Consider the following 21,256-nt stretch of genomic DNA (forward strand, 5'->3'; position numbering starts at 1 on the left):
GAAATTTCAGCTGTGTTAGAAGTAGGCAACTTTAGCTTTCTCTTCAACCAGCTCGTATCGCTTCGGTTTGCCGACTTCTCTTCTCCCCTTAAAACACACCTCGCAGAGTGGATATATCTGCACGTTCTCGAATAGATCCTTAATTAGGTTCTTGAGGTCTACTATTAGGCTGTTAAGCTCATCTCTCCTTAATTTTCCTATGAAAGCGCTATACTGAATCCTGTCCAGCCCATAATCCTTCAACGTCTCAGCCACAAGACTCCTCAGATTGTCATCCGTAACATCATAGATTACTATATATCGCATCTTACCACCCTAGCGTGAATGGGATGTAAGTTGTTTCATTTAGGAGGAAACGTGTAACACGGCGCGCCTGAGAATAGATGAAACTTTTAAGGGGCGCCCTCTGATTGTCGAACATAGCTTCAGAGTCAAGCCTCTCTTGTAGGCCCATAAGGAGCATCTTCACTACCTCCCGGCTAAGTATACGTCCTTCCTCAGGGCTCTCAACAACCAAAATCCCGTTTGGTTTAATTATGTTCCTAGAGAGTAAGCCGATCACTGCCCTATCCACAATTTGCTGCCTAAACTCTTCCATCAGATCGAGCACTAGCGAAGGTTTACCAGGCCTGTCCGCGTGTAGGTAACCAGCATAAGGGTCTAACCCCGCATGGCTGACAGCCTTCCAAACTTCCGGAAATAATACTGTTTGATAGCCAAAATTCAGCATAACATTAAACGGATCCCGAGCGCCTCTTGTCTCCCTCCCCTCAAAGTTCAACTCCTTAGGCAGAATCTCCTTTATGGCGCCCCAATATACTCTAGCCCCCTCCGCCTCGAGGTTCATTAACTCTTGGCGTTTTTCGTCTATTCTTCCACTTGTTACACTAGCAAGTCGTGTGGCGATGTCGCTAACTGCACGTCCTGAATCGTAAATTCTCTGGGCTAAGAGAGGATTTGTTGTCTTCCTGTTTTTGGCTATAAGCCGCAGGAAGTTTGCTTGGTTCGCTAGCTTTCCAGCAACGAAGTTCTTTGCTAAGAAGTAGCCTCGCTCGTCGTTGTATGCCAGAAACTGCTCTCGCCTAGCTCTTACAGAGCCAGTCATGGCTGTCGGCATTAGAATCGCATAAGGCCAACCGCCATACCTTGCAAAAACCACCTGTATGTTATGTGTCATCGCAAGGTTAAGGGCGCTGGCGGACATTGACACACCTTGGCATGCACAAACAATAGAATCCACATTATCCGCGACGATCTCGTCTTTTCTATCTTTCTGCTTAACAACAAACCTGTTTCTTTTACGTCCGAGGAAAATCCCGAAATCATCGAGGAATATTTTCAAACTTCGCCACCGTTTAACTGTAACAAACCTGATAATACCTGCACTCCTCGGTGCATTGCGACCTCTCAGGTCTGCCAGGGTCTCTCCTCTCAGCAACAATCTCTAGCTTGCGATCTCTCTCCTCGATCCACATGTTTCTCAGCTCATCGCTGGCGAAGAAGAGATCTTTCTTTACGAGTATATGATTGCCAGTCAGGTTCAGATATACAACGCAGCACACGTCGACAGGCACCTCGTGGACGCTCTCGAAGACAATGGAGTAGCCTACAGGGGCCAACCTATGCCAATCCTGCGGCTTGTCTCCAACTTTCAGATCAAACATAATTGCTCTCATATAATCGTAGCAATCTAAGCTCAACAACCCACTTAGACCTAGCAGTTCCCCGGAAATCTTATGCTCAACAAGGAATGGCACGGTTGAAGCCAGTAGATCCTGTTCAGATGCGTAAGGCTGGCTAGAAGCTATGTCAACGTAACGCGCCTCGCATATCTTCACTAAATACTCCCAGACTTTCCTCGCAGGCTCCAAAACTTCTTCCCGCTTTGCAGGTATCTCATCCCACCGGATCTTTTGCTCCCACAATTCAAAGTTCAGGCTGCGCTTCTGAAGGAAGGCTTGTAAACAGTCGCTCACCACACCATGTAAAATCTTGCCTAACGCCATCCTAGAGTTTAGAGTTCCAGAGATCTTCTCGACAAAGTTTAGATATATGTCTCTACCAGTGGGGCAGTATTTTGAGCAAACAGCATACATCGGCAACTTTACATCTTCGTAGTAAGGTTTCAAAGGTGGCTGATGCCAGCTCCAGCCTCGAAGCTCAGCGCTTACTCTGGCTTCTCTAGCTGCAGGCAAGAGTCTATGAATCAGATATTTGTGCTCTAAATCGGAAAGAAAATACATGGCCCCCGCAAAAAAATAAGTGCGTTAGAAACAATATAAATTTATGAGATTCCACGAATCTATGATTTTTGTAACAAATAACCCCACCATAAAACGTAGAATACGGATTGATTTCGAGAAAGTACTGGCAAGATGAAGAGTTGGAGGCTTGAAAGCTTCTATGCTAGCCAAGGCTTAGTATTGCGGGACAAATCTCCCGCCACTAAAGCGGAGCGCAACTTCCTACATACGGCTTGATCTGCTTTAGGTCACACGCGCCATCTATGCCGAGACATCGAAGCTTGGGGCAGCTTCTCAGCCGAGAGCCAGATAATTGCCAAGCCAGAAACGTTAAAGGTGCTTCTTGATCTTCTCTTCGATATATTGTTTTGGTGCCGCGCCGACCAATGTATCTACGACCTTACCTTCTTTGAAGAAAATTAAAGTCGGGATTGCTGAAACTCTATACTTGGAAGCGGCTGCCGGATTCTCGTCCACGTTAAGTTTACCCACAAGCAACTTTCCCGAGTATTCGGCGGCTAGCTTTTCTAGTATAGGTGCAACCATTCGACAAGGTGCGCACCATTCCGCCCAGAAGTCAACTAATACAAGAGGACCTCTCTTAATGAACTCTTCGAATGTTGATTCGTTGACGTTTATAGGCTTACCTGCCGAACCAGGGTTTAAACTCATCTATCCCACTCACTTTTTTACCAATATATCATTTTTCGAGCCTTATCAACCTTTACAAATAATACTTTCAACTGTCTATATGGCAAAAATTTAGAGTAATAGATTTAACGTCTACCAAAAATATTAGACTGTACTTTCTAAGAGAGAGGACTGACTCAGGTCGAGCTCGTAAAAGCTACTTCAGAGATCAAATACAAACTTCGGAGGGTTGGCAGCCGTTAGGGTGAAAGGCGACTTCACGTGGCGAGTTCTCAAACGTTATTATTCAGCCACCTATCCGTTGACAGACATCGAGATAATATCGCACCTCGAGATGCAATCCGTTTAGCTCCCGGATTCTATGCTTATCAATCAAGAGTGACTTGCTCGGGGTTCTAAAGTCTCCTTTAGCCCATCGACAGAGATACTCTTTTCCCTAAATAAAGGGTAGCCTAAAGGTTTATTGGAAAAGTGTCGTGATAATTAGGCTCAAAGCCCCGTGTGCGCCTATGGGAATCTCTGAAAAACTCGTTAGGCATGTAGCCTTCGAGCTGTTGAAGGATGCCGCAACCAGGCTCCCGCCAAGAGTGGAGCGTCTGTTGAGGGCAGCCTATAAAAAGGAGAGACACCCCGCTGGCAAAGCCCAGCTGAGGACGATTCTAGATAACCTTGATGCGGCTAGAGAGGGGTGCCGCCTAATCTGCCAAGACACAGGGCTGCCTCTCTTCTTCATCAATCTGGGTTTAAGGGCGGGAGTAAAATGTGATTTGGGGAAAGCTCTCAAGGACGCCACATTGAAAGCCAGCAGAGCGGTGCCATACAGGCCAAATGTCATCCACCCACTCAGGAAGGAGAACCCTGGTACAAACGTTGGGTGGGGGATGCCCTACATTTACTACACTGTTGAGCCTGAGAGTGAGTGGGTTGAGATTACAGCCTTTCCGAAAGGCTTCGGTGCGGAAGCGAAGTCAGGCTTCGCATACGTGACCACTGATAAACCCGTCGCTGAGGCTGTGATCAAATGTGTACTGGACAACATATGTCTAGCTCTGGGTGAACCCTGCCCTCCAGTTATAATTGGAGTGGGTCTGGGTGGAACCGCCGACATAGCGATGTCGCTGGCTAAAAGAGCACTGGTGAGGCAACCTCTAGGTGGCCACCACCGTGATCCAGAGGTCAGCGCTCTCGAGACACACCTCTTAGAGGCTGTCAACCGGACTGGGATAGGGCCTATGGCTGTTGGCGGAGACACCACAGCTCTGGCGGTACACGTAGAGATTTGTGGCACTCATACTGCTGGGTTACCGGTAGCCATAAACTTCCAGTGCTGGGCTGCGAGGCATTCCACAGCGCGGATACACCGCGACGGCAGAGTTGAGTATCTAACACATCCAAGGTGAGGGCACACGTCCAAAGAGTTCAGGTTTACCACACCTGTAACTGAGAGCCAAGTTCGCGAGTTGAGGGTAGGTGACAGCGTCTACCTGAGTGGAAGAGTGTACACTATGAGAGACATGAGCCATAGGAGAGCTGTTGAGCTTCTCAAACGCGAGGGGCGGCTGCCCTTCCCTTTGATGGGCAACGCAGTTTGGCACTGTGGGCCGGTAGTCAAGAAGTTCAAGAATCGGTGGGTGGTCGTGGCCGCTGGGCCGACTTCAAGTTCGAGGTTTACAGAGTTGGGGGCAACTCTGATTAGGGAGGGAGGAGTAAGACTACTAGTAGGTAAGGGTATTATGGGTCAGGTTGCCGTTGAAGCTATGAGAGAGCAGGGAGCAGCTTTCCTTATAGCCACCGGAGGATGCGCCGCTCTTTATTCGAGGATGATCTCGCAGGTGCTGGGGGTACACTGGCTCGATCTCGGGATGCCTGAAGCGGTTTGGGAGCTTGAGGCGAGAGACTTGGGCCCCCTACTCGTGGGGATAGACCCTACAGGTGGCACACTCGAAGAGGAAGTGAAGCACAAAGTTAGGGAGAATTTAAGACTCATTTACAAAGACTTGAAGATAGACCCCAAATATGATTATGCATGGTGGCCTAGGAGGGCTGTCGGAACGAGTGATGCTTCGGATAGTATTTAGTGTATGACCCATTCACCCGTAAGATAGTACCATTGAAGGCCTAATCCTATCAAGATAGTCGATGTAGCGAGTCAGATCCGTAACTGTGATAATTCCAACCAACATGTCACCCTCAACTACAGGCAGCCTCTTTATTTTGTTCTTAGCCATCAACCTGACAGCGTCCTCAATGGGATGATTAGAACTTATAGTTATCGGCGGCTTAGACATAATATCACCAACCTTAACCGCCACAGGATCAAGCCTCTCAGCGATTATTTTCCTAGCCAGGTCTTTCTCAGTAACCACGCCAACAGGGTTACCATCCTCATCAACAACAGCTAGACCACTTACCCGTCGATCATTCATTATGCGGGCGGCATCATAGGCAGTCTTAGAAGGCCCAATCGTAGTAACAGGGCTGCTCATCAAATCCTTGATTTGAATCAAAGAAGCCTAACCTTTAGGTACGAGAAAAGCAAGTTGAATATAAAAGCTTTAAGGTAGTATGGCGTCTTTAAGTTGCAAAGAATAATACACATCTGAAGCACATAGGAATGGGCCGGTCGTCTAGTCTGGTTAGGATCTCCGCCTGACAGAATATTGAGCCCTCAGGAGACGCGGGGGGTCGCCGGTTCAAGTCCGGCCCGGCCCACCAAATTTTAAGCGAATTCCTATTCAAAGCTCTCGTAGGTATTCTCGCAACTGGAAATCTGTAACACAGGAAAACATGCCTCATAAAACGAATACAATATAGTAACTGCCAAGAATCTTTGAAACATCTCAAACTTTGCGTTGCTCTATTTGTGGGAAAAGTTTTATTCATAACGACTAAATATAAAGGATACTGCCTCCCCTAAAATCTAGGTTAAGTAACCGCTAGGATGAAATTTGCTGTTGTTTGGTGGGGGTGTGAGGTTCGTCTTTAGAAGATAAGCCATGGGCAGACTATAAGGCGCGACTGACCCGAATAATAGTCATCATCCTAGTCGCGGTATTCGCTGCAGGCACCTTTCATTACGCCGCTAGATACATTCCTTTTATACCGGCAGATTTTGGACTCTACGCCAACTTGGCGGTCCTCTTTGTAGCCGGGTATTATGTCATCCGAACTATCTCCCAAATAATAGTAAGCTACGGTACACCGAGGCTTGGAGTTAGTAATACAGTCGCTTTGAAAAACCTCTTTCTCATAGCAGGCTGGCTTATTTTATTCTTAGTAGGCTCTTCCATGTTTGGAGTTGACCTTGCAGCAGCTTTGGTTGGAGTGGGGTTTGTAGGGCTCGTTCTTGGTTTGGCTGCGCAGACAGTGTTGAGTAACCTCTTCGCGGGAATTGTGATTATGATCTCCAGACCTTTTAAGGTCGGTGACCGTATCACGGTCAATACGTCACAGTATGGGTTTGTAGCTCCCACTTATCCACATGAGGTGCTTATACCTGGATATACTGGTATCGTCAAAGATATAGGAATGCTACGTACAAGACTGGAAGGCGACGATAATGTCCCAGTTTCATACCCGAATAGCGCGTTAATCCAAGCTATGATATTTAACCACAGCGCGGCTAAGACAAGAACTGTAAGAGTTAGGATGGATGTAAACCGAGATATACCCCTCAGCGAGCTCAGAGATGCAATAATTAAAGCCCTCAAAAATGAGCCTCTTATAGATGGCTCGCGCCCAATTGAAGTTTACAGTTTCATGGTCTCAGATGACAAGTACCATATAGCTATCACAGCATGGATCAACTCTACTTACGAGGAAGCCGGTAAAGCGGTTATTATAGATAGAGTACTCGATGTGATGTCTGAGTTAAGAAGGAAAGCGGGAACTGATGTTTATAGGCATTCCACAGTCAGAGTAGGCGACCAAGTCGTAGTTAAGGGTGAATGGGGCACCGTAGAAGAAGTAACCCCAAGATATACTATCATCAGGACTTGGGATAACAGGAGGCAAGTTATACCAAACCACATTCTAGATAACGAAGTCGTAATAAACTACACTTTGACTGATCCGAAAAAACTGTTCCCAGTAGTATTGTTTGTGCCATATGATACTGACTTAGAGAAGGCGAGAGAGATAATGGTTGAAGAGGCTAGAAAACACCCTGATGTCCTTAAGACTTTGGATCCGACCTTTCAAGTCTTGGATTTCACAGAAGGGGCAATAATGCTTCGCTTACTTTTTCTTGCAAAAGATCAGCCAACAGCTTTTAAGACTGGGTGTGATTTGAGGTTAGCGATAAAGAAAAGGTTCGACGATGCAGGAATTAAACTTTCCTGCCCGACCCGATATATAACGCCTGACTCACAATTGCACGTGTTAAACGAGAATAAAAATATCGCCTAGGGGGCTTTAATCTATAACTTGCTGATGGAGAATCATTCCGTTAGGGCTGCTATGGCCTAAAAGCTGGAGAAGATAAGGCGAGAGAGTCAACAGCCCACAAGGACTGCTGGAGAATAATTTGTAGAGGTTATATATCTAATTTTAAGATTCGATGATACTCTCTGAGGGGGGACACTCGTCACTCAAAGAGAGCCTAGAATACAGGTCGACGAGCGCTGAGGGTTTATAAAACCAAAGAAGCTCTTTCGGAAGTCTACTTGGGTCTTCGCTGTATTTCTTACTAAGCGCTAAACCAAGCTCATGTAGTTTGCAAAGGTGTTCCCAATAGAGTCTAACCTGGGGGTCGCTTCTAAGCGACATTAAGTCTAGGTCGAGTTCTTGAATTCGACGGAATGCAGCTTTCGCTAATTCTTCCATCTTAGCTCTTAGTTCTCTCGCGAATGCGAGAATAGACTTCTTATCTTTTAAGATAAGTGCGACTTCTGGTTTTTCAAGGTCTAGCTTTTCTAGCTCTAGCTTTCCTAGTTCCAATTTTAGTTGAGTTGACATCGTCCTTCGCGTTTAACTTAGTTTGCGCGTCATATAAGATTTGTGTATTTTCTATATACATTCAAAAATTATCTATATATGGTAAATATTGCCGCAGTCTCACGTCAAAGTATCGCTTAAAAATTCGCTATGCTAAGCAAAAAAGAGACGCTAATATACCAACGCATAAACACCAAAAACATGACACATTTAAAGCCCACCGTTACCTACCACTCACAATGATTACCAACTCACCATACACCTGAGCTGCTAAGCCTCAGCGATATGAACTCTGAAACGGCGCTAGGTGGCTCTCAGTTTATATGTAACGCTAAGAGAGTTTACTTGAGAGTGACGGTAATGTTGGAGATAAAGAATTTATTTGTCTCCATCGGTGATAAAGAAATTCTCAAAGGCATAAACCTAGCGGTCCCCACCGGCGAGGTTCACGCTCTCTTCGGACCTAACGGTTCAGGTAAGACCACCCTCTTAAGGACGATCATGGGGTTCCCTGCGTGTAAAGTAACATCAGGGTCTATCACCTACAATGGAGAAGACCTTGCAAGGGTTCCCCTGAACGTCCGAGCTGAGAAAGGCATAGGGTTTTCATTCCAGAGACCCCCAACTATTCGCGGGGTGAAAACTAGAAAGATACTGGAGAAGTGCAGCAGAGGCAGGTTTGACGTTGAATGTTTGGCTGACGAATTAAAAATGAGGGATTTCCTCGACCGCGACATAAACGCGGGGTTTTCAGGTGGAGAGATCAAACGCGTTGAGCTACTTCAACTCCTCGCACAGGACCCCACCTTCATTCTGCTAGATGAGCCTGAATCTGGTGTGGATATACAGGCCATAGGCCTTATCGGAAATATGATCAACCGCCTTCTAAGAAGAGACAGCAAATGCGCACACCAGAGTACCCCTCCAACATCGAAATCAGCCATCATCATTACACATACCGGCGACATCTTAGACTATGTGCCGGCGGACAGAGGGCATGTACTCTGTGGCGGCAAGATAATATGTAGCGGCAACCCTTCTACAATCCTAAATAAGATAAGGAGCGCAGGCTACGAGGAGTGCTTAAGATGCCCGAGTTAACTGAGCGTGCATTACGCGCAAAAGAGAAGAAGTCAGCTTTCGGTCTAGACGTAGACCTATCCGAGTTCGATAGCGAATCCCCCCAACTTGAACCCGTAGAGGATCTTACAAGTCTGTCAGGATCCGAACAGGCTGCAGTGAGCGCTGTTGGGGTAAGTATTAATGAGAGTGAACGTTCAGGCACTTTCCTACAAATTGACCACAGAACCTGCATTGCACGAAGCTATGACCCTGGTGTTGAGGTAATGAGCATAGACGAGGCTTTGAGTAATTATCCATGGGTAAAAGATTATTACTGGCAGATAGTTCAAGTAGATGCAGACAAGTATACCGCACAGGCTGAACTAAAACGCACCTCGGGATACTTTATTAGAGTGCTTCCTGGCAGGAAAGTACAATATCCTCTTCAGAGTTGCCTATTTTTGAGCCATGACCGCCTAGCACAGAACCTCCATAACATAGTTATCGTCGAAGAAGATGCCGAAGCACATATAATTACCGGTTGCACTATCAGCCCGCGTGTTAGAAGAGGCCTCCATATTGGAGTCTCCGAGTTTTACATCAAAAGGAATGCACGGCTTGTCTTCACCATGATACATAACTGGGGTGAAGAAGTAGCTGTTAGGCCTAGGTCTGCTGGGCTGTTAGGTGAAAATTCCTCTTTCACATCAAACTATATCTGTATGCGCCCAGTCAGATCTCTACAGATGTATCCAACCACGTATCTAAACGGGCGTAATTCCAGCGTGCGCTATAATAGTATACTGCTAGCAAACCCGGACAGTGAGCTGGACGTGGGAGGGAGAGCTGTGCTAAATTCGCCAGGCTCCTCGGCGGAAATTGTCTCGAGGGCCGTTACGATTGGCGGAAAAGTGTGGGCTAGAGGGCATCTGTTGGGCGCGAGCCCCGGCATAAAAGGACACCTCCAATGTAATGGGCTCATACTCAAGGAGGGAGGGTTCATCAAAGCGATCCCTGAGCTTGAGGCTAACTCGCCAGACGTTACGATGACTCATGAAGCCTCGGTAGGTAAAATAGCTCAAGAGGAGATCGAGTATCTAATGGCCAGAGGGATCTCCGAGGAGGAAGCCATAGCTCTAATCGTCAGAGGCTTCGTAGACATCAAGATCGAAGGACTTGGCCCAGAACTTGAGAGAGAGCTGGACCAGATCTTGACGCATGCTAAAGGCATGTAACCAATACTATACATCGCCAGTTCAATCCAACGATATTTACTGAATGTTGAGGCCCCCCTGAGAGTGCGATTTCAGCGTAGAAGACGAGCTGCATGACCTTGAATAAATTTTAAACGCGTATTGGGAGCTGAATGCAAAGGTAGGGCCGAAGTTCATCTAGATACCAGTAAGACTTCGCAGGTAAGCGGCTAAACAGTGTAAAATCTGATCACCTAAGAGACGGAGAATATTTCAGTCTTTGGTATATGTTACTCCTTTGGCTTCAGCTTCTTCCTTAGGCATATATACGACTATAGTGTCAGAGAGTTTATTGAAGAGCCTCTGTCTTTTTGCACTGCATGAACTTGCAACCCAACCGATTATACAATCCAAAGGCAGGATGAAAGCCTTCCCAAAGCTTTCAAGCGCAGCTTGAACGAAGGTAATTTTAGAGCCGTCAAGCCGGGTTACTTTGAGATCCATGACAAGTTTTCCAATAGACCTTCCAGAATACCCTTCGACTAAAGTCCAATAGATGAACGGAATGATACTTCCAAAACCAAAATCAAAAAAAGGTATACTTTCAAAAGGCCATAGTCTAAATTCATATTCTGAGCTTGAAGGCAGCAACAGATGAGGGAGTAAACCGACTAGTATTATGTCAACGAACCAGGCGACGAATCGACTTTCCCACTTAGCTAGGCGAAGTTTAACCGTAGGCGTTTCGGTCTCAGTTAAGGGTACCCCACATTTCGGGCAAAACTTCGCATTCTCACCTACCTCAGCCCCGCATCTGGCACAAAGTAGCATCGTTAATCTACTACTGAATTTAGGAAAAACGTATTAAATGTTCCTTTTTATCGAAGGAAACTGTGGCGCCGGGGACGGGACTTACCAACCCAGACGGAATGCCCAGGCTTTTTGAACCCGTGAGGCTCTAACGAGCCACAGACTCACCGCCTCTGGATAGCAGGCGTAGGCTCCCCAGTGGAGATCTGCGCCCTACCAGACTCCCAGACATCGCGCACTACGATGCCTCTAGGCGACCCCGGCTCAACTAACCAGAGATCCACACAGCTAAAAAAAGTTTCTCAATTGTAGAGTAAGTTTATTTATATGCGCCCACTAAAACACTCGGCATGAGGGCCGGTGGTCTAGTGGTTATGATATCGCCTTTACGAGGCGATGGTCGCCGGTTCGAACCCGGCCCGGCCCACCTGCTAAAAGTGAACCCACATAGCTAGCGCAGAGGAACAGCTTGAAAACTAGGTAGGAGACCGCTCTCACTTAACAACGTTTTAATATCAGTGTTTCCCTTCCAACTTTGTCAGCAGCTTCTTTCCCCACCAGCTTTTCAGCAATCTTGAGTGCGAATGGGAGTGCTGTGGCTGGACCTTTACTCGTCACTATGTTACCATCGACCACAACAGAACCTTTTCTAGGTTTGCCTCCTCCCTTTTTGAGCTCTCCCTCCATACCAGGGTATATCGTGCAATATTTCCCTTCAAGAATGCCAGCGTCGGAAAGGACGGCTGGGCTTGCACATATCGCAGCCACGAGTTTATTAGCTGCGAAAGCCTCTTTGATCATGTTTAGCACTCTCTGATCTTTCCTGAGATTCTCATAGCCAGGAGAGCCACCTGGGCAGATAACCGCGTCGAAGTCTTTGACGGACACCTCTTCGATAGATTTATCGACCTTGAACCCTATCCCATGTGAACCTTCAACTATGTCCGGCTTTAAACCGACCATGGTTACTTCTACGTTACATCTTCTCAAAATATCTACGATGGTTGAGGCTTCTATCTCCTCGAATCCTGGAGCGAAGAAAACTAACACTTTAACCATAGGTTGGTCGATTTTTAGAAAAAACGGTATCCCTTTTTAAGTTTTCTAAGCATCACCTAACAAGTCCATCTAAGGGGGCTTCAGGGCAAAGTTTAATGAGTTTAGGTAGAAATCGTACCATTCGCTATGGAGGGCGTTTAGGGTATGAATGCCCATGAATTAATTGAAAGTTACAGCAACCTTATAGACCGCAGGCTTGGGGACTACGTCCAGGAAGTTGTGAGGAGAGCTGCGGGTTACCACTCCTTCATCGCGAGCGTGTATGAAACCTTGGGGGAGTTTCTCCTGAGGAAAGGTAAGCGGATAGCCTCTTGCAGTACACTTCTCACATATGAAGGGTATAATGGTAGTGTTGACAGTGAAATCTTGGATGTATGTGTAGCCGTAGAATTCTACCGCCACTCCATTCTGATCCATGACGATCTGGTAGACGGAGATAAATATAGGAGGGGAGGTTTGACCATCCACACCCTCTACGCAGAGGATCACAACCAAAGGTTTGGTGAAGCCCTAGCCCTCTTCTGCGGAAATCTCCTCTTCTCACAAGCCCTAGCCGTCCTGTGGGGCACACGGTTTCAGAGAGACTCACTATTTCGAGCCTCTCAACTCCTCACTGAGGATTACCTCGCCGTGAACGAGAGCCAGATCCTCGACCTCCTATTCGAATATAAGACACCTACTGTGGAGGAGTGGAGAGTTATGGCGTCAAAAAGGGCTGCCTCTCTGTTCAAGGCTACTATGGGTATCGGAGCTCTCCTCGCAGGCGCCCCAGAACGTGACATCAAAAAGGTGAGAGAAGCAGCTTCACACATAGGCTACGCCTTCGACATACAAGACGACCTCATCGGCACGTTCGCCTCTGAGGAGCAGTATGGAAGACCGCTAGGAGGCGACATTCTACTGGGCAAGAAACCTCTTCACATAGTTTATGTCTACGAGATGGCGTCAAAGGATGAGCTCAAAGAGCTTGAAGATGCCCTGAAAGCCCGAAGCTTGGACAAAGGGGTGATCGAGATTGTGAGAAGGGTGGTGAAGAGGTGTGGTGCATTGGAGAGGGCCGAGAGGACTTTGAAGGAAGAGGCATTAAATGGTATAAAGCTACTTGACGACACATCTATGCTGCCGGAAGGTAAAAAGCGACTCCGAGAAATGGTAAAGTTTGTTACGGAGAGTTTTGACTGGTACAAATGAAAGCCCCATGCTGTCGTTATGCTCCAAGAAACCGTTAATGACTCGGCAAAAATTACTCGCATATTTTCAACGATTTTAAACGTGCTAAGAGGTTTTACCTGTATGAATCCAGTCGACTATAGTTTCCTTTGGGCTAATCTCTCCTTAGCTATCTTAACATATGAAGGGTCTATCTCGAATCCTATGAAGTTGACATTTAATTTAATACATGCTAAGGCAGTAGTTCCAATCCCCATGAATGGGTCTAGGACGACGCTGCTTGCACTGAATCCATGTAGTCTAATGCATAGTTCTGGAAGCTTCTCGGGGAATACTGTCGGGTGAGGTCTAGATTCCTGTATGGTCTCGTAAGGTATAAACCAAGTGTTACCTCTCTCCCTCAAGTCAATCTTGGCAGATTTCCACCTTCCAATGTTAGACTTATCCTGGTAAGGTATCCCTATGGCTAACTTATCCAGGTGTACGTTTCCCCTCTTCGTGAAGTGAAAGATGTACTCATGACAGTTACTCAGGAATTTCCTGCTGTTGACCGGCTGATAGTGCCCAACCGCTATATCCCGCTTAGCATGCTCATAGTTTCCAACATCCTCTCTCGATATTGCTATTGATTTGATCCAGTGTATTGTATTCTGGAGAGTGTAATGTTTCCTAAACCGGTTCGCAACATCCATGGCAACCCAAGGATCCGAAGACTTACCGCCGACGTTCAAGAAGAAAGACCCCTCATCTTTCAATATCCGTTTAGATTCTTCTGCAACCTTCTCCATCCAATCTAGATACTCCCCCCGAGGCTTATCATCACTGTATCTGGCATATTTCTTCCCGATATTGTAAGGTGGCGATGTAACAATTATATCGATAAATTTATCTCTGATTAACTTCATTCCTTCGAGGCAGTCCATGGCATAAATCTTGTTTAAGTCGAGGGTTTGCTTTGCTGATATCATCAGTCAGATCTCTAAATCTGATTTGTTACTTATCTGTTTAATTTTTATAAATTAAAAACTGTTTCCCTCATCTCTGAATTGATAAACTTTGCTGAAATCAGTTATATAATGTAGCGTGAGATTAATCTAGCCTCCGATGAAGGAGGGGGAAGACTGAATTGGATTACGCGAGCCCCATAGTTGGAAACGAAGGAACCCGACGCCTCCTCTTGGGCAATGAAGCCGTCGCAAGGGGAGCCTTAGAGGCAGGGATACAAATCGCCACAGCCTACCCTGGAACACCCTCCTCAGAGATCGCCGACACGCTCTCTAAGGTAGCCAGGGAATTCGGGCTCTACATGGAGTACTCGGTGAACGAGAAGGTTGCTGTTGAGGTGGCGGCTGGCGCTGCGGTATGTGGGGCTCGAGCGCTAGTCTCCATGAAGCATGTGGGGTTGAATGTGGCGGCGGATACGTTGATGACATTGGCTTATGTAGGTGTTAAGGGTGGGTTTGTAATTGTTACAGCCGATGACCCCTCCGCTTGGAGTTCCCAAAATGAGCAGGATAACAGGTACTATGCCCTCTTAGCTAACATCCCATGCCTAGAACCATCCAGCCCCCAAGATGCAAAAGACATGCTGCTTTACGGCTTCAGCTTGTCTGAGCAACTTGAGCTGCCAGTTATGCTCCGCCTCGTCACAAGGGTAAGCCACATGAGGGGGGTTGTAACTTTCGGGCAGATACAAGAGAAAAAATCCTGTAAGGTTGAGTTTCCTAAAGATCCTCAAAGGTTTGTGATGGTCCCTGCTAACGCACGTGTTAGGCATGTTGTGTTACTGGAAAAGATGAGCTCAGCGTTGAAGATTTCTGAAAAATCAGATTTCAACCGCATCGTAGGTAGGGGTAGGATAGGCGTGGTGACCTCAGGGGCTTCCTTCAACTATTGCATGGAAAGCCTCGCGCTCTTAGGCATGAAAGCCTCTGTGCTAAAGCTTGGGATAATTCACCCCCTCCCAGCGCGGCTTATTTCAAACTTCGTCAGAAGACACAATCCAATAATTATTGTAGAAGAGCTTGAGCCATACCTAGAGCTCCAAGTCAAAGCCCTTTCAAGAGCAGCCTACAACATACCTCTCTACGGAAAGTTCGATAGCCTTCTTCCAAGGCATGGAGAGTTATCGACAAGAAAGGTGGTTAGTGCCCTGTCCAGAATCCTCCATAAGAGTCCATCAATAGACTTCGACAAAATTGACGCAGAGGCTTCCAAGGCTGAGAAGCTTGCCCCCAGCAGACCTCCAGTTCTATGCCCCGGTTGCGCCCACAGAGCGGCTTTTTACGCTCTGAAAGTAGCCGCTGGAAACAGAGCGATATACTCGACAGATATAGGATGTTATGCTCTAGGCGCCCAGCCTCCCCTCTCTATCGGAGACATCCTTATTTGCATGGGCTCCAGCGTGGGGCTTGCTGGAGGCATTGGTAAAGTTGTAGATGACCCTGTCATAGGGGTTGTGGGCGACTCGACTTTTTTTCACGCCTCAATCCCAGGCTTAATCAATGCTGTTTACAATTCGCACAAATTTGTTTGCGTAGTCCTTGACAATCAAACGACGGCTATGACAAGTTTCCAGCCACATGCTGGCACCGGGATTACAGGGATGGGTGAACAGGTGAAACCGATACTCATCGAAAACATAGCGAAAGCATGCGGTGTCGAGTTCGTCAGAGTGGTTGACCCTTACGATCTAAAGCTAGCAATCTCGACTGTCAGAGAAGCACTCCAGCATCCAGCGCCATCAGTGATCATATTTAGAAGGTTATGCTCCATCCTCGACCTACAGACGAAACGTAGAAAAGGCGAGAAGATACCGCAATACCGAGTTGAGGAGAGTAAATGTAACAGATGCATGGCGTGCATTAAACTCTTAGCTTGCCCTGCTATTCTGGTGGCAGAAGGCAAAGTTTTCATCGAAGAGACCTTATGTGTAGGGTGCGGCATTTGCGCCCAAATATGCCCTATGCACGCCATTGCCAAAGTAGGTGAGACGAACTGAGGAGGAACATCGTGATCGCTGGAGTCGGGGGGCAAGGGGTAATACTTACAGCCCTCATTATAGCAAACGCTGCCGTCAAAGAAGGATTAGACGCTTTAGTCAGCGAGATACATGGGATGGCACAACGTGGAGGTGCTGTCATCTCACACGTGAGGATTGGAAGAGGAATCCACGACCCATCCGTTACTGAAGGAACCGCAGATGCAATCTTAGCTCTAGAACCTGCGGAAGCACTACGCGCGCTACGCTATGCTTCATCTGAGACGAGAATGATAATTAACACTAAGCCGGTAATCCCGACTACGGTTTTTATTGGTAGCACCGCTTATCCTCCCATTCAAAAGATATTAGATGAGTGCCGCAAATTCAGCCGGCATATAATTCCTCTGGACGCCTACAAGCTGGCCTTAGAGGCTGGCAGCCCTCTAGCGCAGAATATTGTCCTTCTAGGAGTACTGGTAGCTACAAAAATTTTCCCCATTAAAAAAGATACAATATTAGATGCCATAAAGGAACTTGTATCTGGAAGATATTTGGAAGCCAATGTCAGAGCATTTCTATCAGGTTTAGAAACTCTGCCAGGTTTAGAATCATAGAGGCCAGTTTTACACCATATCCAAATGAAAATTCTCAATGTAAAACGGCAATTTTTAAATATAAACTCTCCACGAAGAGTTATTCTAAACAGTTAAGGAGGTAAGAATCTGGCGATCTCGAAATATGTGGCAGTCGCCATTATCGCGGTAGTTATCGTCGGTGCCGGTGTGTACTTTGCCTTTAAACCCGCTGAAAAACCTTATGGAAAAGACGAGGTTGTGATCGGTGTCTTAGCGCCGATGGCAACCCTTCAAGGAAGCGTCCAGAGAGATGCTGTTGCTCTGGCGATTGATGAGATTAACGCCAATGGCGGAATACTCGGCTTACCTGTGAGGATGGTTGTAGGAGACGACAAACTCGAATCCGACACTGCTATAGCCGAACTTAGAAGACTAGTAACCGTAGAAAATGTCGACGTACTTACTGGCGGTTATTCAAGTGGCGTTATGTCAGCAACGATGGAAACTATGTCTGAACTGAAGATCGTATTTCTGGCAGACGCTTCATCCCCAACGCATCCGGCAAAGGTAGCTGCAAACTATACAAAGTACAAGTACTGGTTCAGAATAACCCAAAATAACGGCGCTACATTCGCTTTCGACCTCGCCGACATGATTGATATGCTACGAGCGAATGGAGTGCAAGTAGACAAGATCTACATAATTAGAGATGAGCATGTATGGGCTGACGATGTCGAGACATACTTGAATCCGTTACTCGCTGAGAGAGGTGTAGAAGTAGTAAAAAACGTGAAGATTCCCAGAGGCTATACAGAGTATGCGCCTCTAATCATTGAGGCCCATAATCTAGGCGCTCAAGTAATTCTGCCTATTCTTGCTATTTCAGGAACAGGCGACGTCTTAGCTAAACAATGGTCCACATTGCAATTGCCTGTATTGCTGGCTGGACATGATTTAGCGGCTCTTGATCTGGGATTCTGGAACAAAACTGAAGGAGCGGCTAACTATTACATATTCATCTCTGACGGCGGCGTGGTGCAAACAGCACCACCTACTTCAATGTGCGCCCAATTTATCGCAAGCTACACAGAAAAATATGGGCACCCTCCAGAAGCACATCAAGGCTACGGTGCATACGACGCGGTTTACATTTACAAGATGGCCGTAGAGGAGGCTGCGAGAGCTGGGGAGGCGAACCCGTTTGACTCCGACGTCGTAGTCAAATATCTGGAAGAGCTAGCTACTCCAGAAAGCCCTGTGGAGCTAACGAGGAAAATTGCATTTTATCCGCCGGGGCACGAGGAGGGGTGGGATCACGACTTGGCCTGGGGTGACGAACTTGTCAGAAACTGGATATCGCAGTGGATAGATGGGAAACAGTACCAGATATGGCCACCGGAAAGGGCTAACGCTGAACTAAAGCTTCCACCATGGTTTGAGTAGCCGCAAAAAATGATAGAACTATTAACGACGATTCTAATCTATGGCGCAACCTTAAGTGGAATCTATGCTCTAATCGCCTCTGGTTTCACATTGATATTCGGCGTCTCGAGAATAATGAATTTCGCCCATGGATCCTTTTTTATACTTGGAGCTTATTTTGGGATTACTCTCATCCACGGCATCGGCCTTAACCCGTATCTTTCAACTATAATAAGCATGCTTCTAGTGGGACTCGTAGCTGCAGGTGTGTATAAAGGTATAATGTCTCGGGTGAGAGAACATGATGTAATGGTCATAATTGTAACTTTGGCGCTCGCCCTGATCATTGAACAGTTTATTCTATTAATTTTTGGCGAACATGGAATATCCTTTCCCTCCGTGGTTGGGGGAGTCATAACCATAGGAGGAGTACTTATACCAGTCATAAGAGTCTTCGTCTTTGCAGTTGCGATTGTGGCCCTGATTCTGCTTTGGACATTCATCTGCAAAACGAGGTTGGGGAAGGAGATAACAGGAGCATCTCAAGATGCTGAGGCAGCAACGCTGATGGGTTTAGATGTCGATAGACTATTTATGATCACCGTGTTCATATCAGCCGTCCTCGCAGCGTTAGGAGGAGCACTGTACGCACAGGTTTATGCGGCAAACCCTTTTCTAATTCTTAAATCTCTAATCTTCGCCTTTGCCATAGTCATTCTAGGGGGACTGGGTAGTGTTAAGGGTAGCATAATATCCGCCTTCATTGTTGGCTACATATTAACGGCTGTGATCGTTCTTTACGGGGCGAGATGGTCGGAACTTGTCGCGGTGTTGATGATCCTAGCTATTCTAGTGTTGAGACCTACAGGGCTATTTGGGGTAAAGGAGTAACGATGATTGCAGGTCTCAAAAAAGTTAGTTTCAAGGATAAAAGAATCTTTGAGATACTGGCTTTTTTGGTCGTGGCATTAATAGTACCTGGATTTGCGTCCGATGCGTTCGTATATATTTTAGGTCTAACTTACCTCTTCATAATTCTTGCAGTAAGTTGGGACATAATAGTTGGTTACGCTGGCCAGATAAATCTCGGTCATACCGTTTTTGTCGGTCTGGGCGCATATACTGCAGCCTTGCTGCAGGTTCCTTCAAGGCTCCAGGGGACGTTTCTAGAATTCATGTCTAAAATTCCTCAAACCCCAATTTTCATGTCGATTCTTTCTGGGGGAGTAGTAGCTGGAGTGGTTGGATTGATGATTGGAGTCATAACTCTTAGGTTTAGAGGATGGTACTTCGCTTTAGTCACCGCGGTGCTACCATTGGTTTTCATAGAAACTACTATTATATGGAGTGATGTATTTGGCGGAGAAGAGGGATTTTCGATCGGATCAGAGAACGCACTTGCGCCAACAATTGCAGGGAAATATTACAGCGCTCTTGCGCTCATGCTTATTTCTGTGGCAATAATGTTTGCGGTAGTAAATAGCAAGATAGGCTTAAAATTTAAGGCTGTAAGAGAAGACTTCTACCTCGCCGAGTCTGTTGGAATTAATACGGTATACTACAAGGTCCTCGCTTTCGTAATAAGCTCCTTCTTTGCTGGAGTCGCTGGAGCGGCAATAGTTCACTACAGAATCAGCGTATCCCCCAGCCTTTATGATATTCCGCTAATGCTCCTTATTATACTCGCCGCAGTTACCGGAGGTATTGGCACGATATTCGGTCCGATAATTGGCGGCCTCGTAGTCTATTTGATAAAGTATTGGTGGTTAAAAGGGGCAATAAGTGCATTACAAACAGCTGGACTTCCTGTTAATGACGACATAATCCTCTATACAATACTGATCGTCCTTGCTGTCCTTATGCCCGAGGGGCTATGGTTGAAAATCAGAAAACTCTCGAAAACATAATATTACACCTGTGCATAAACTCGCTCTGCGTAATGCTTATCCGAACCCTAAAAGGGATTGACAACGCTCTCTTCCGCTATTTCCTCTCTAAATCAGGTTTAGAAGGCTAATAGGGTCTCGGTTGCTTGTACACCTGGAATATTTCTAATTTCATCGTCCACTATACGCAGTATCTCTTCCGCAGTCTCCGCTTCAACATGTAGAAGTATATCAAAGCGGCCTAAAGTGAGGTAGACCGCCTTCACTCCAGCCAAATTCTTGAGTTTCTCCTTATAAGTTGCGCCTGTGTAAACCTTATGAAGCCAGCCAACTCCAACCTTGATCATAACAAAAGCTGTAACCATCACCGCCACCTTTGTTCTATAAAATTTAGCGTCGGACACATTAATAGCTTTTCTTCACCCGGGCAGGAAAAAATTGGGTATACTTCTTAATCATAAACTTAAAAACTAAAGTCTTTCCATGTAATATTTTTCCAAGCCCTTAAGAGACTCGACCGTACCTTCTTCCACTATTTCTCCTTTAATCAAGATGTTCACTCTATTAGCCAGTTCAAAAGCTAAACGAATGTTTTGCTCTATCAATAAAATCGATGTTTCAGCTTCTTTCTGTATCTTTTTCACAGAATCTCTTATACGCGACAAAAGCTTGGGTGCTAAACCTAGGGACGGTTCGTCCATTAAAAGAAGCTCAGGGTTCGACATTAAAGCTCTACCTATAGCTACCATTTGCTGCTCTCCACCACTTAGCATCTTAGCAGCATGTTTACTTTTTCCTTTGAGTTCTGGGAAAATACTATAAACAAAGTTTAATTCATGATCGCAATGTTTAGCTCTTGCCCCCAGTCTGAGATTGTCCTCAACAGTCATCTCGTTGAAAAGTTTCCTTCCTTCAGGGCACACTCCTATTCCTTTAAGTACTCGTTCATGCGGCCTAAGTTTAGTTAGGTCTTCACCGTTAAATTTTATTTTACCCTCAGTTTTTACTAACCCGATTATCGATTTTAACAACGTAGTTTTCCCAGCACCGTTTGGGCCAAGTATAGCGACGGTTTCTCCTCTCTCCACACCGAGATCGATACCGCGCAATATTACCGCCTTTTCATAGTAGGCTTTCAAATTCTCAATATCAAGTACTTTCATAGTCAACTCCCAAGTAGGCTTTAATCACCTTTTCATCTCTGATTATCTCTTCAGGAGTCCCTTCGCATATAAGCCGACCACGATCCAGAACTATGGTTCTCTTA

22 protein-coding genes, 3 tRNA genes and 1 pseudogene are annotated in these 21,256 nt (G+C 46.2%); 13 read left to right on the forward strand and 13 right to left on the reverse strand.

The genetic code is table 11. From position 1 onward, the window contains the following. Positions 1-15: 15 nt before the first annotated feature. From cas2 to trxA, 4 genes are all read right to left on the reverse strand, one after another. Positions 16-306, reverse strand: a complete 291-nt coding sequence (cas2, locus tag QXJ75_03295) for a CRISPR-associated endonuclease Cas2 (protein MEM3737101.1) — start codon at positions 304-306, stop codon at positions 16-18. Position 307: 1 nt separating this feature from the next. Next, positions 308-1,342: a CRISPR-associated endonuclease Cas1 gene (cas1, locus tag QXJ75_03300; protein MEM3737102.1), complete on the reverse strand. Its 1,035-nt coding sequence runs from the start codon at positions 1,340-1,342 to the stop codon at positions 308-310. A gap of 13 nt (positions 1,343-1,355) precedes the next feature. Beyond that, positions 1,356-2,243, reverse strand: a complete 888-nt coding sequence (gene cas4a / locus QXJ75_03305; GenBank protein MEM3737103.1) for a type I-A CRISPR-associated protein Cas4/Csa1 — start codon at positions 2,241-2,243, stop codon at positions 1,356-1,358. Between the two features lie 330 nt (positions 2,244-2,573). Beyond that, positions 2,574-2,915 carry a thioredoxin gene (trxA, locus tag QXJ75_03310; GenBank protein MEM3737104.1) on the reverse strand — a complete coding sequence of 114 codons (342 nt, stop codon included), beginning with the start codon at positions 2,913-2,915 and terminating at the stop codon, positions 2,574-2,576. Positions 2,916-3,403: 488 nt separating this feature from the next. Here trxA and QXJ75_03315 point away from each other — a divergent pair, with 488 nt between their 5' ends. Further along, positions 3,404-4,294 carry a fumarate hydratase gene (locus QXJ75_03315; protein ID MEM3737105.1) on the forward strand — a complete coding sequence of 297 codons (891 nt, stop codon included), beginning with the start codon at positions 3,404-3,406 and terminating at the stop codon, positions 4,292-4,294. Between the two features lie 27 nt (positions 4,295-4,321). Beyond that, positions 4,322-4,972: pseudogene (locus QXJ75_03320) on the forward strand (FumA C-terminus/TtdB family hydratase beta subunit). A 12-nt stretch (positions 4,973-4,984) separates the two neighbouring features. Here the strand turns inward: QXJ75_03320 and QXJ75_03325 are convergent. Continuing rightward, positions 4,985-5,401, reverse strand: coding sequence for a CBS domain-containing protein (locus QXJ75_03325; protein ID MEM3737106.1), 417 nt, complete (start codon positions 5,399-5,401; stop codon positions 4,985-4,987). Between the two features lie 109 nt (positions 5,402-5,510). Between QXJ75_03325 and QXJ75_03330 the strand changes: the two genes are divergently transcribed. Both QXJ75_03330 and QXJ75_03335 read left to right on the forward strand, forming a co-directional pair. Continuing rightward, positions 5,511-5,609: transfer RNA gene (locus tag QXJ75_03330), tRNA-Val, on the forward strand. A gap of 414 nt (positions 5,610-6,023) precedes the next feature. After that, positions 6,024-7,301: a mechanosensitive ion channel gene (locus tag QXJ75_03335; protein MEM3737107.1), complete on the forward strand. Its 1,278-nt coding sequence runs from the start codon at positions 6,024-6,026 to the stop codon at positions 7,299-7,301. Between the two features lie 141 nt (positions 7,302-7,442). Here QXJ75_03335 and QXJ75_03340 read toward each other — a convergent pair whose 3' ends face one another. Continuing rightward, the gene (locus tag QXJ75_03340) at positions 7,443-7,832 is read right to left on the reverse strand and encodes a hypothetical protein (protein MEM3737108.1); all 390 of its coding nucleotides are present in this window, start codon (positions 7,830-7,832) and stop codon (positions 7,443-7,445) included. 342 nt (positions 7,833-8,174) lie between these two features. On the opposite strand from QXJ75_03340, the gene QXJ75_03345 reads away from it, so the two are divergent. Further along, on the forward strand, positions 8,175-8,930 hold the full coding sequence (locus QXJ75_03345) for an ABC transporter ATP-binding protein (GenBank protein ID MEM3737109.1): 756 nt from the start codon (positions 8,175-8,177) through the stop codon (positions 8,928-8,930). Beyond that, positions 8,918-10,126, forward strand: a complete 1,209-nt coding sequence (locus QXJ75_03350) for a SufD family Fe-S cluster assembly protein (protein ID MEM3737110.1) — start codon at positions 8,918-8,920, stop codon at positions 10,124-10,126. The genes QXJ75_03345 and QXJ75_03350 overlap by 13 nt, the downstream gene beginning before the upstream one ends. Positions 10,127-10,357: 231 nt before the next feature. Here the strand turns inward: QXJ75_03350 and QXJ75_03355 are convergent, their stop codons facing one another. Further along, complete coding sequence (locus QXJ75_03355) at positions 10,358-10,915, reverse strand: RDD family protein (GenBank protein MEM3737111.1); 558 nt, start codon at positions 10,913-10,915, stop codon at positions 10,358-10,360. 63 nt (positions 10,916-10,978) lie between these two features. Beyond that, a tRNA-Ser gene (locus QXJ75_03360) sits at positions 10,979-11,158 on the reverse strand. Between the two features lie 90 nt (positions 11,159-11,248). On the opposite strand from QXJ75_03360, the gene QXJ75_03365 reads away from it, so the two are divergent. Continuing rightward, a tRNA-Val gene (locus QXJ75_03365) sits at positions 11,249-11,321 on the forward strand. A 71-nt stretch (positions 11,322-11,392) separates the two neighbouring features. On the opposite strand, the gene QXJ75_03370 is transcribed toward QXJ75_03365, so the two are convergent. Further along, entirely contained in the window at positions 11,393-11,953 is a 561-nt protein-coding gene (locus QXJ75_03370; protein MEM3737112.1) for a DJ-1/PfpI family protein, read from the reverse strand. A gap of 144 nt (positions 11,954-12,097) precedes the next feature. Between QXJ75_03370 and QXJ75_03375 the strand changes: the two genes are divergently transcribed. After that, a complete protein-coding gene (locus QXJ75_03375; GenBank protein ID MEM3737113.1) occupies positions 12,098-13,144 on the forward strand; it encodes a polyprenyl synthetase family protein in 1,047 nt (348 codons plus the stop codon). A 116-nt stretch (positions 13,145-13,260) separates the two neighbouring features. Here QXJ75_03375 and QXJ75_03380 read toward each other — a convergent pair whose 3' ends face one another. Continuing rightward, positions 13,261-14,091: a site-specific DNA-methyltransferase gene (locus tag QXJ75_03380; protein ID MEM3737114.1), complete on the reverse strand. Its 831-nt coding sequence runs from the start codon at positions 14,089-14,091 to the stop codon at positions 13,261-13,263. A gap of 158 nt (positions 14,092-14,249) precedes the next feature. On the opposite strand from QXJ75_03380, the gene iorA reads away from it, so the two are divergent. The 5 genes from iorA to QXJ75_03405 all read left to right on the forward strand — a co-directional run bounded on the left by iorA (position 14,250) and on the right by QXJ75_03405 (position 20,010). Next, entirely contained in the window at positions 14,250-16,124 is a 1,875-nt protein-coding gene (iorA, locus tag QXJ75_03385) for an indolepyruvate ferredoxin oxidoreductase subunit alpha (GenBank protein ID MEM3737115.1), read from the forward strand. Between the two features lie 11 nt (positions 16,125-16,135). After that, positions 16,136-16,720, forward strand: coding sequence for an indolepyruvate oxidoreductase subunit beta (locus tag QXJ75_03390; protein MEM3737116.1), 585 nt, complete (start codon positions 16,136-16,138; stop codon positions 16,718-16,720). Positions 16,721-16,846: 126 nt separating this feature from the next. Continuing rightward, a complete protein-coding gene (locus tag QXJ75_03395; GenBank protein ID MEM3737117.1) occupies positions 16,847-18,124 on the forward strand; it encodes an ABC transporter substrate-binding protein in 1,278 nt (425 codons plus the stop codon). A 9-nt stretch (positions 18,125-18,133) separates the two neighbouring features. Continuing rightward, positions 18,134-18,994, forward strand: a complete 861-nt coding sequence (locus QXJ75_03400) for a branched-chain amino acid ABC transporter permease (protein MEM3737118.1) — start codon at positions 18,134-18,136, stop codon at positions 18,992-18,994. A gap of 2 nt (positions 18,995-18,996) precedes the next feature. Beyond that, positions 18,997-20,010 (forward strand): branched-chain amino acid ABC transporter permease, encoded by a 1,014-nt coding sequence (locus QXJ75_03405; protein MEM3737119.1) that lies wholly within the window; start codon positions 18,997-18,999, stop codon positions 20,008-20,010. Positions 20,011-20,108: 98 nt separating this feature from the next. Here QXJ75_03405 and QXJ75_03410 read toward each other — a convergent pair whose 3' ends face one another. From QXJ75_03410 to QXJ75_03420, 3 genes are all read right to left on the reverse strand, one after another. Next, positions 20,109-20,354, reverse strand: a complete 246-nt coding sequence (locus QXJ75_03410; GenBank protein ID MEM3737120.1) for an Lrp/AsnC ligand binding domain-containing protein — start codon at positions 20,352-20,354, stop codon at positions 20,109-20,111. 105 nt (positions 20,355-20,459) lie between these two features. Next, entirely contained in the window at positions 20,460-21,152 is a 693-nt protein-coding gene (locus tag QXJ75_03415) for an ABC transporter ATP-binding protein (GenBank protein ID MEM3737121.1), read from the reverse strand. Continuing rightward, a complete protein-coding gene (locus QXJ75_03420) occupies positions 21,139-21,246 on the reverse strand; it encodes a hypothetical protein (GenBank protein ID MEM3737122.1) in 108 nt (35 codons plus the stop codon). Before QXJ75_03420 ends, QXJ75_03415 begins: the two co-directional genes overlap by 14 nt. Between the last annotated feature and the right edge of the window lie 10 nt (positions 21,247-21,256).

It is taken from the genome of Candidatus Bathyarchaeia archaeon, assembly GCA_038883335.1.
Classification (GTDB): Archaea; Thermoproteota; Bathyarchaeia; order Hecatellales; family Hecatellaceae; genus JAVZMI01.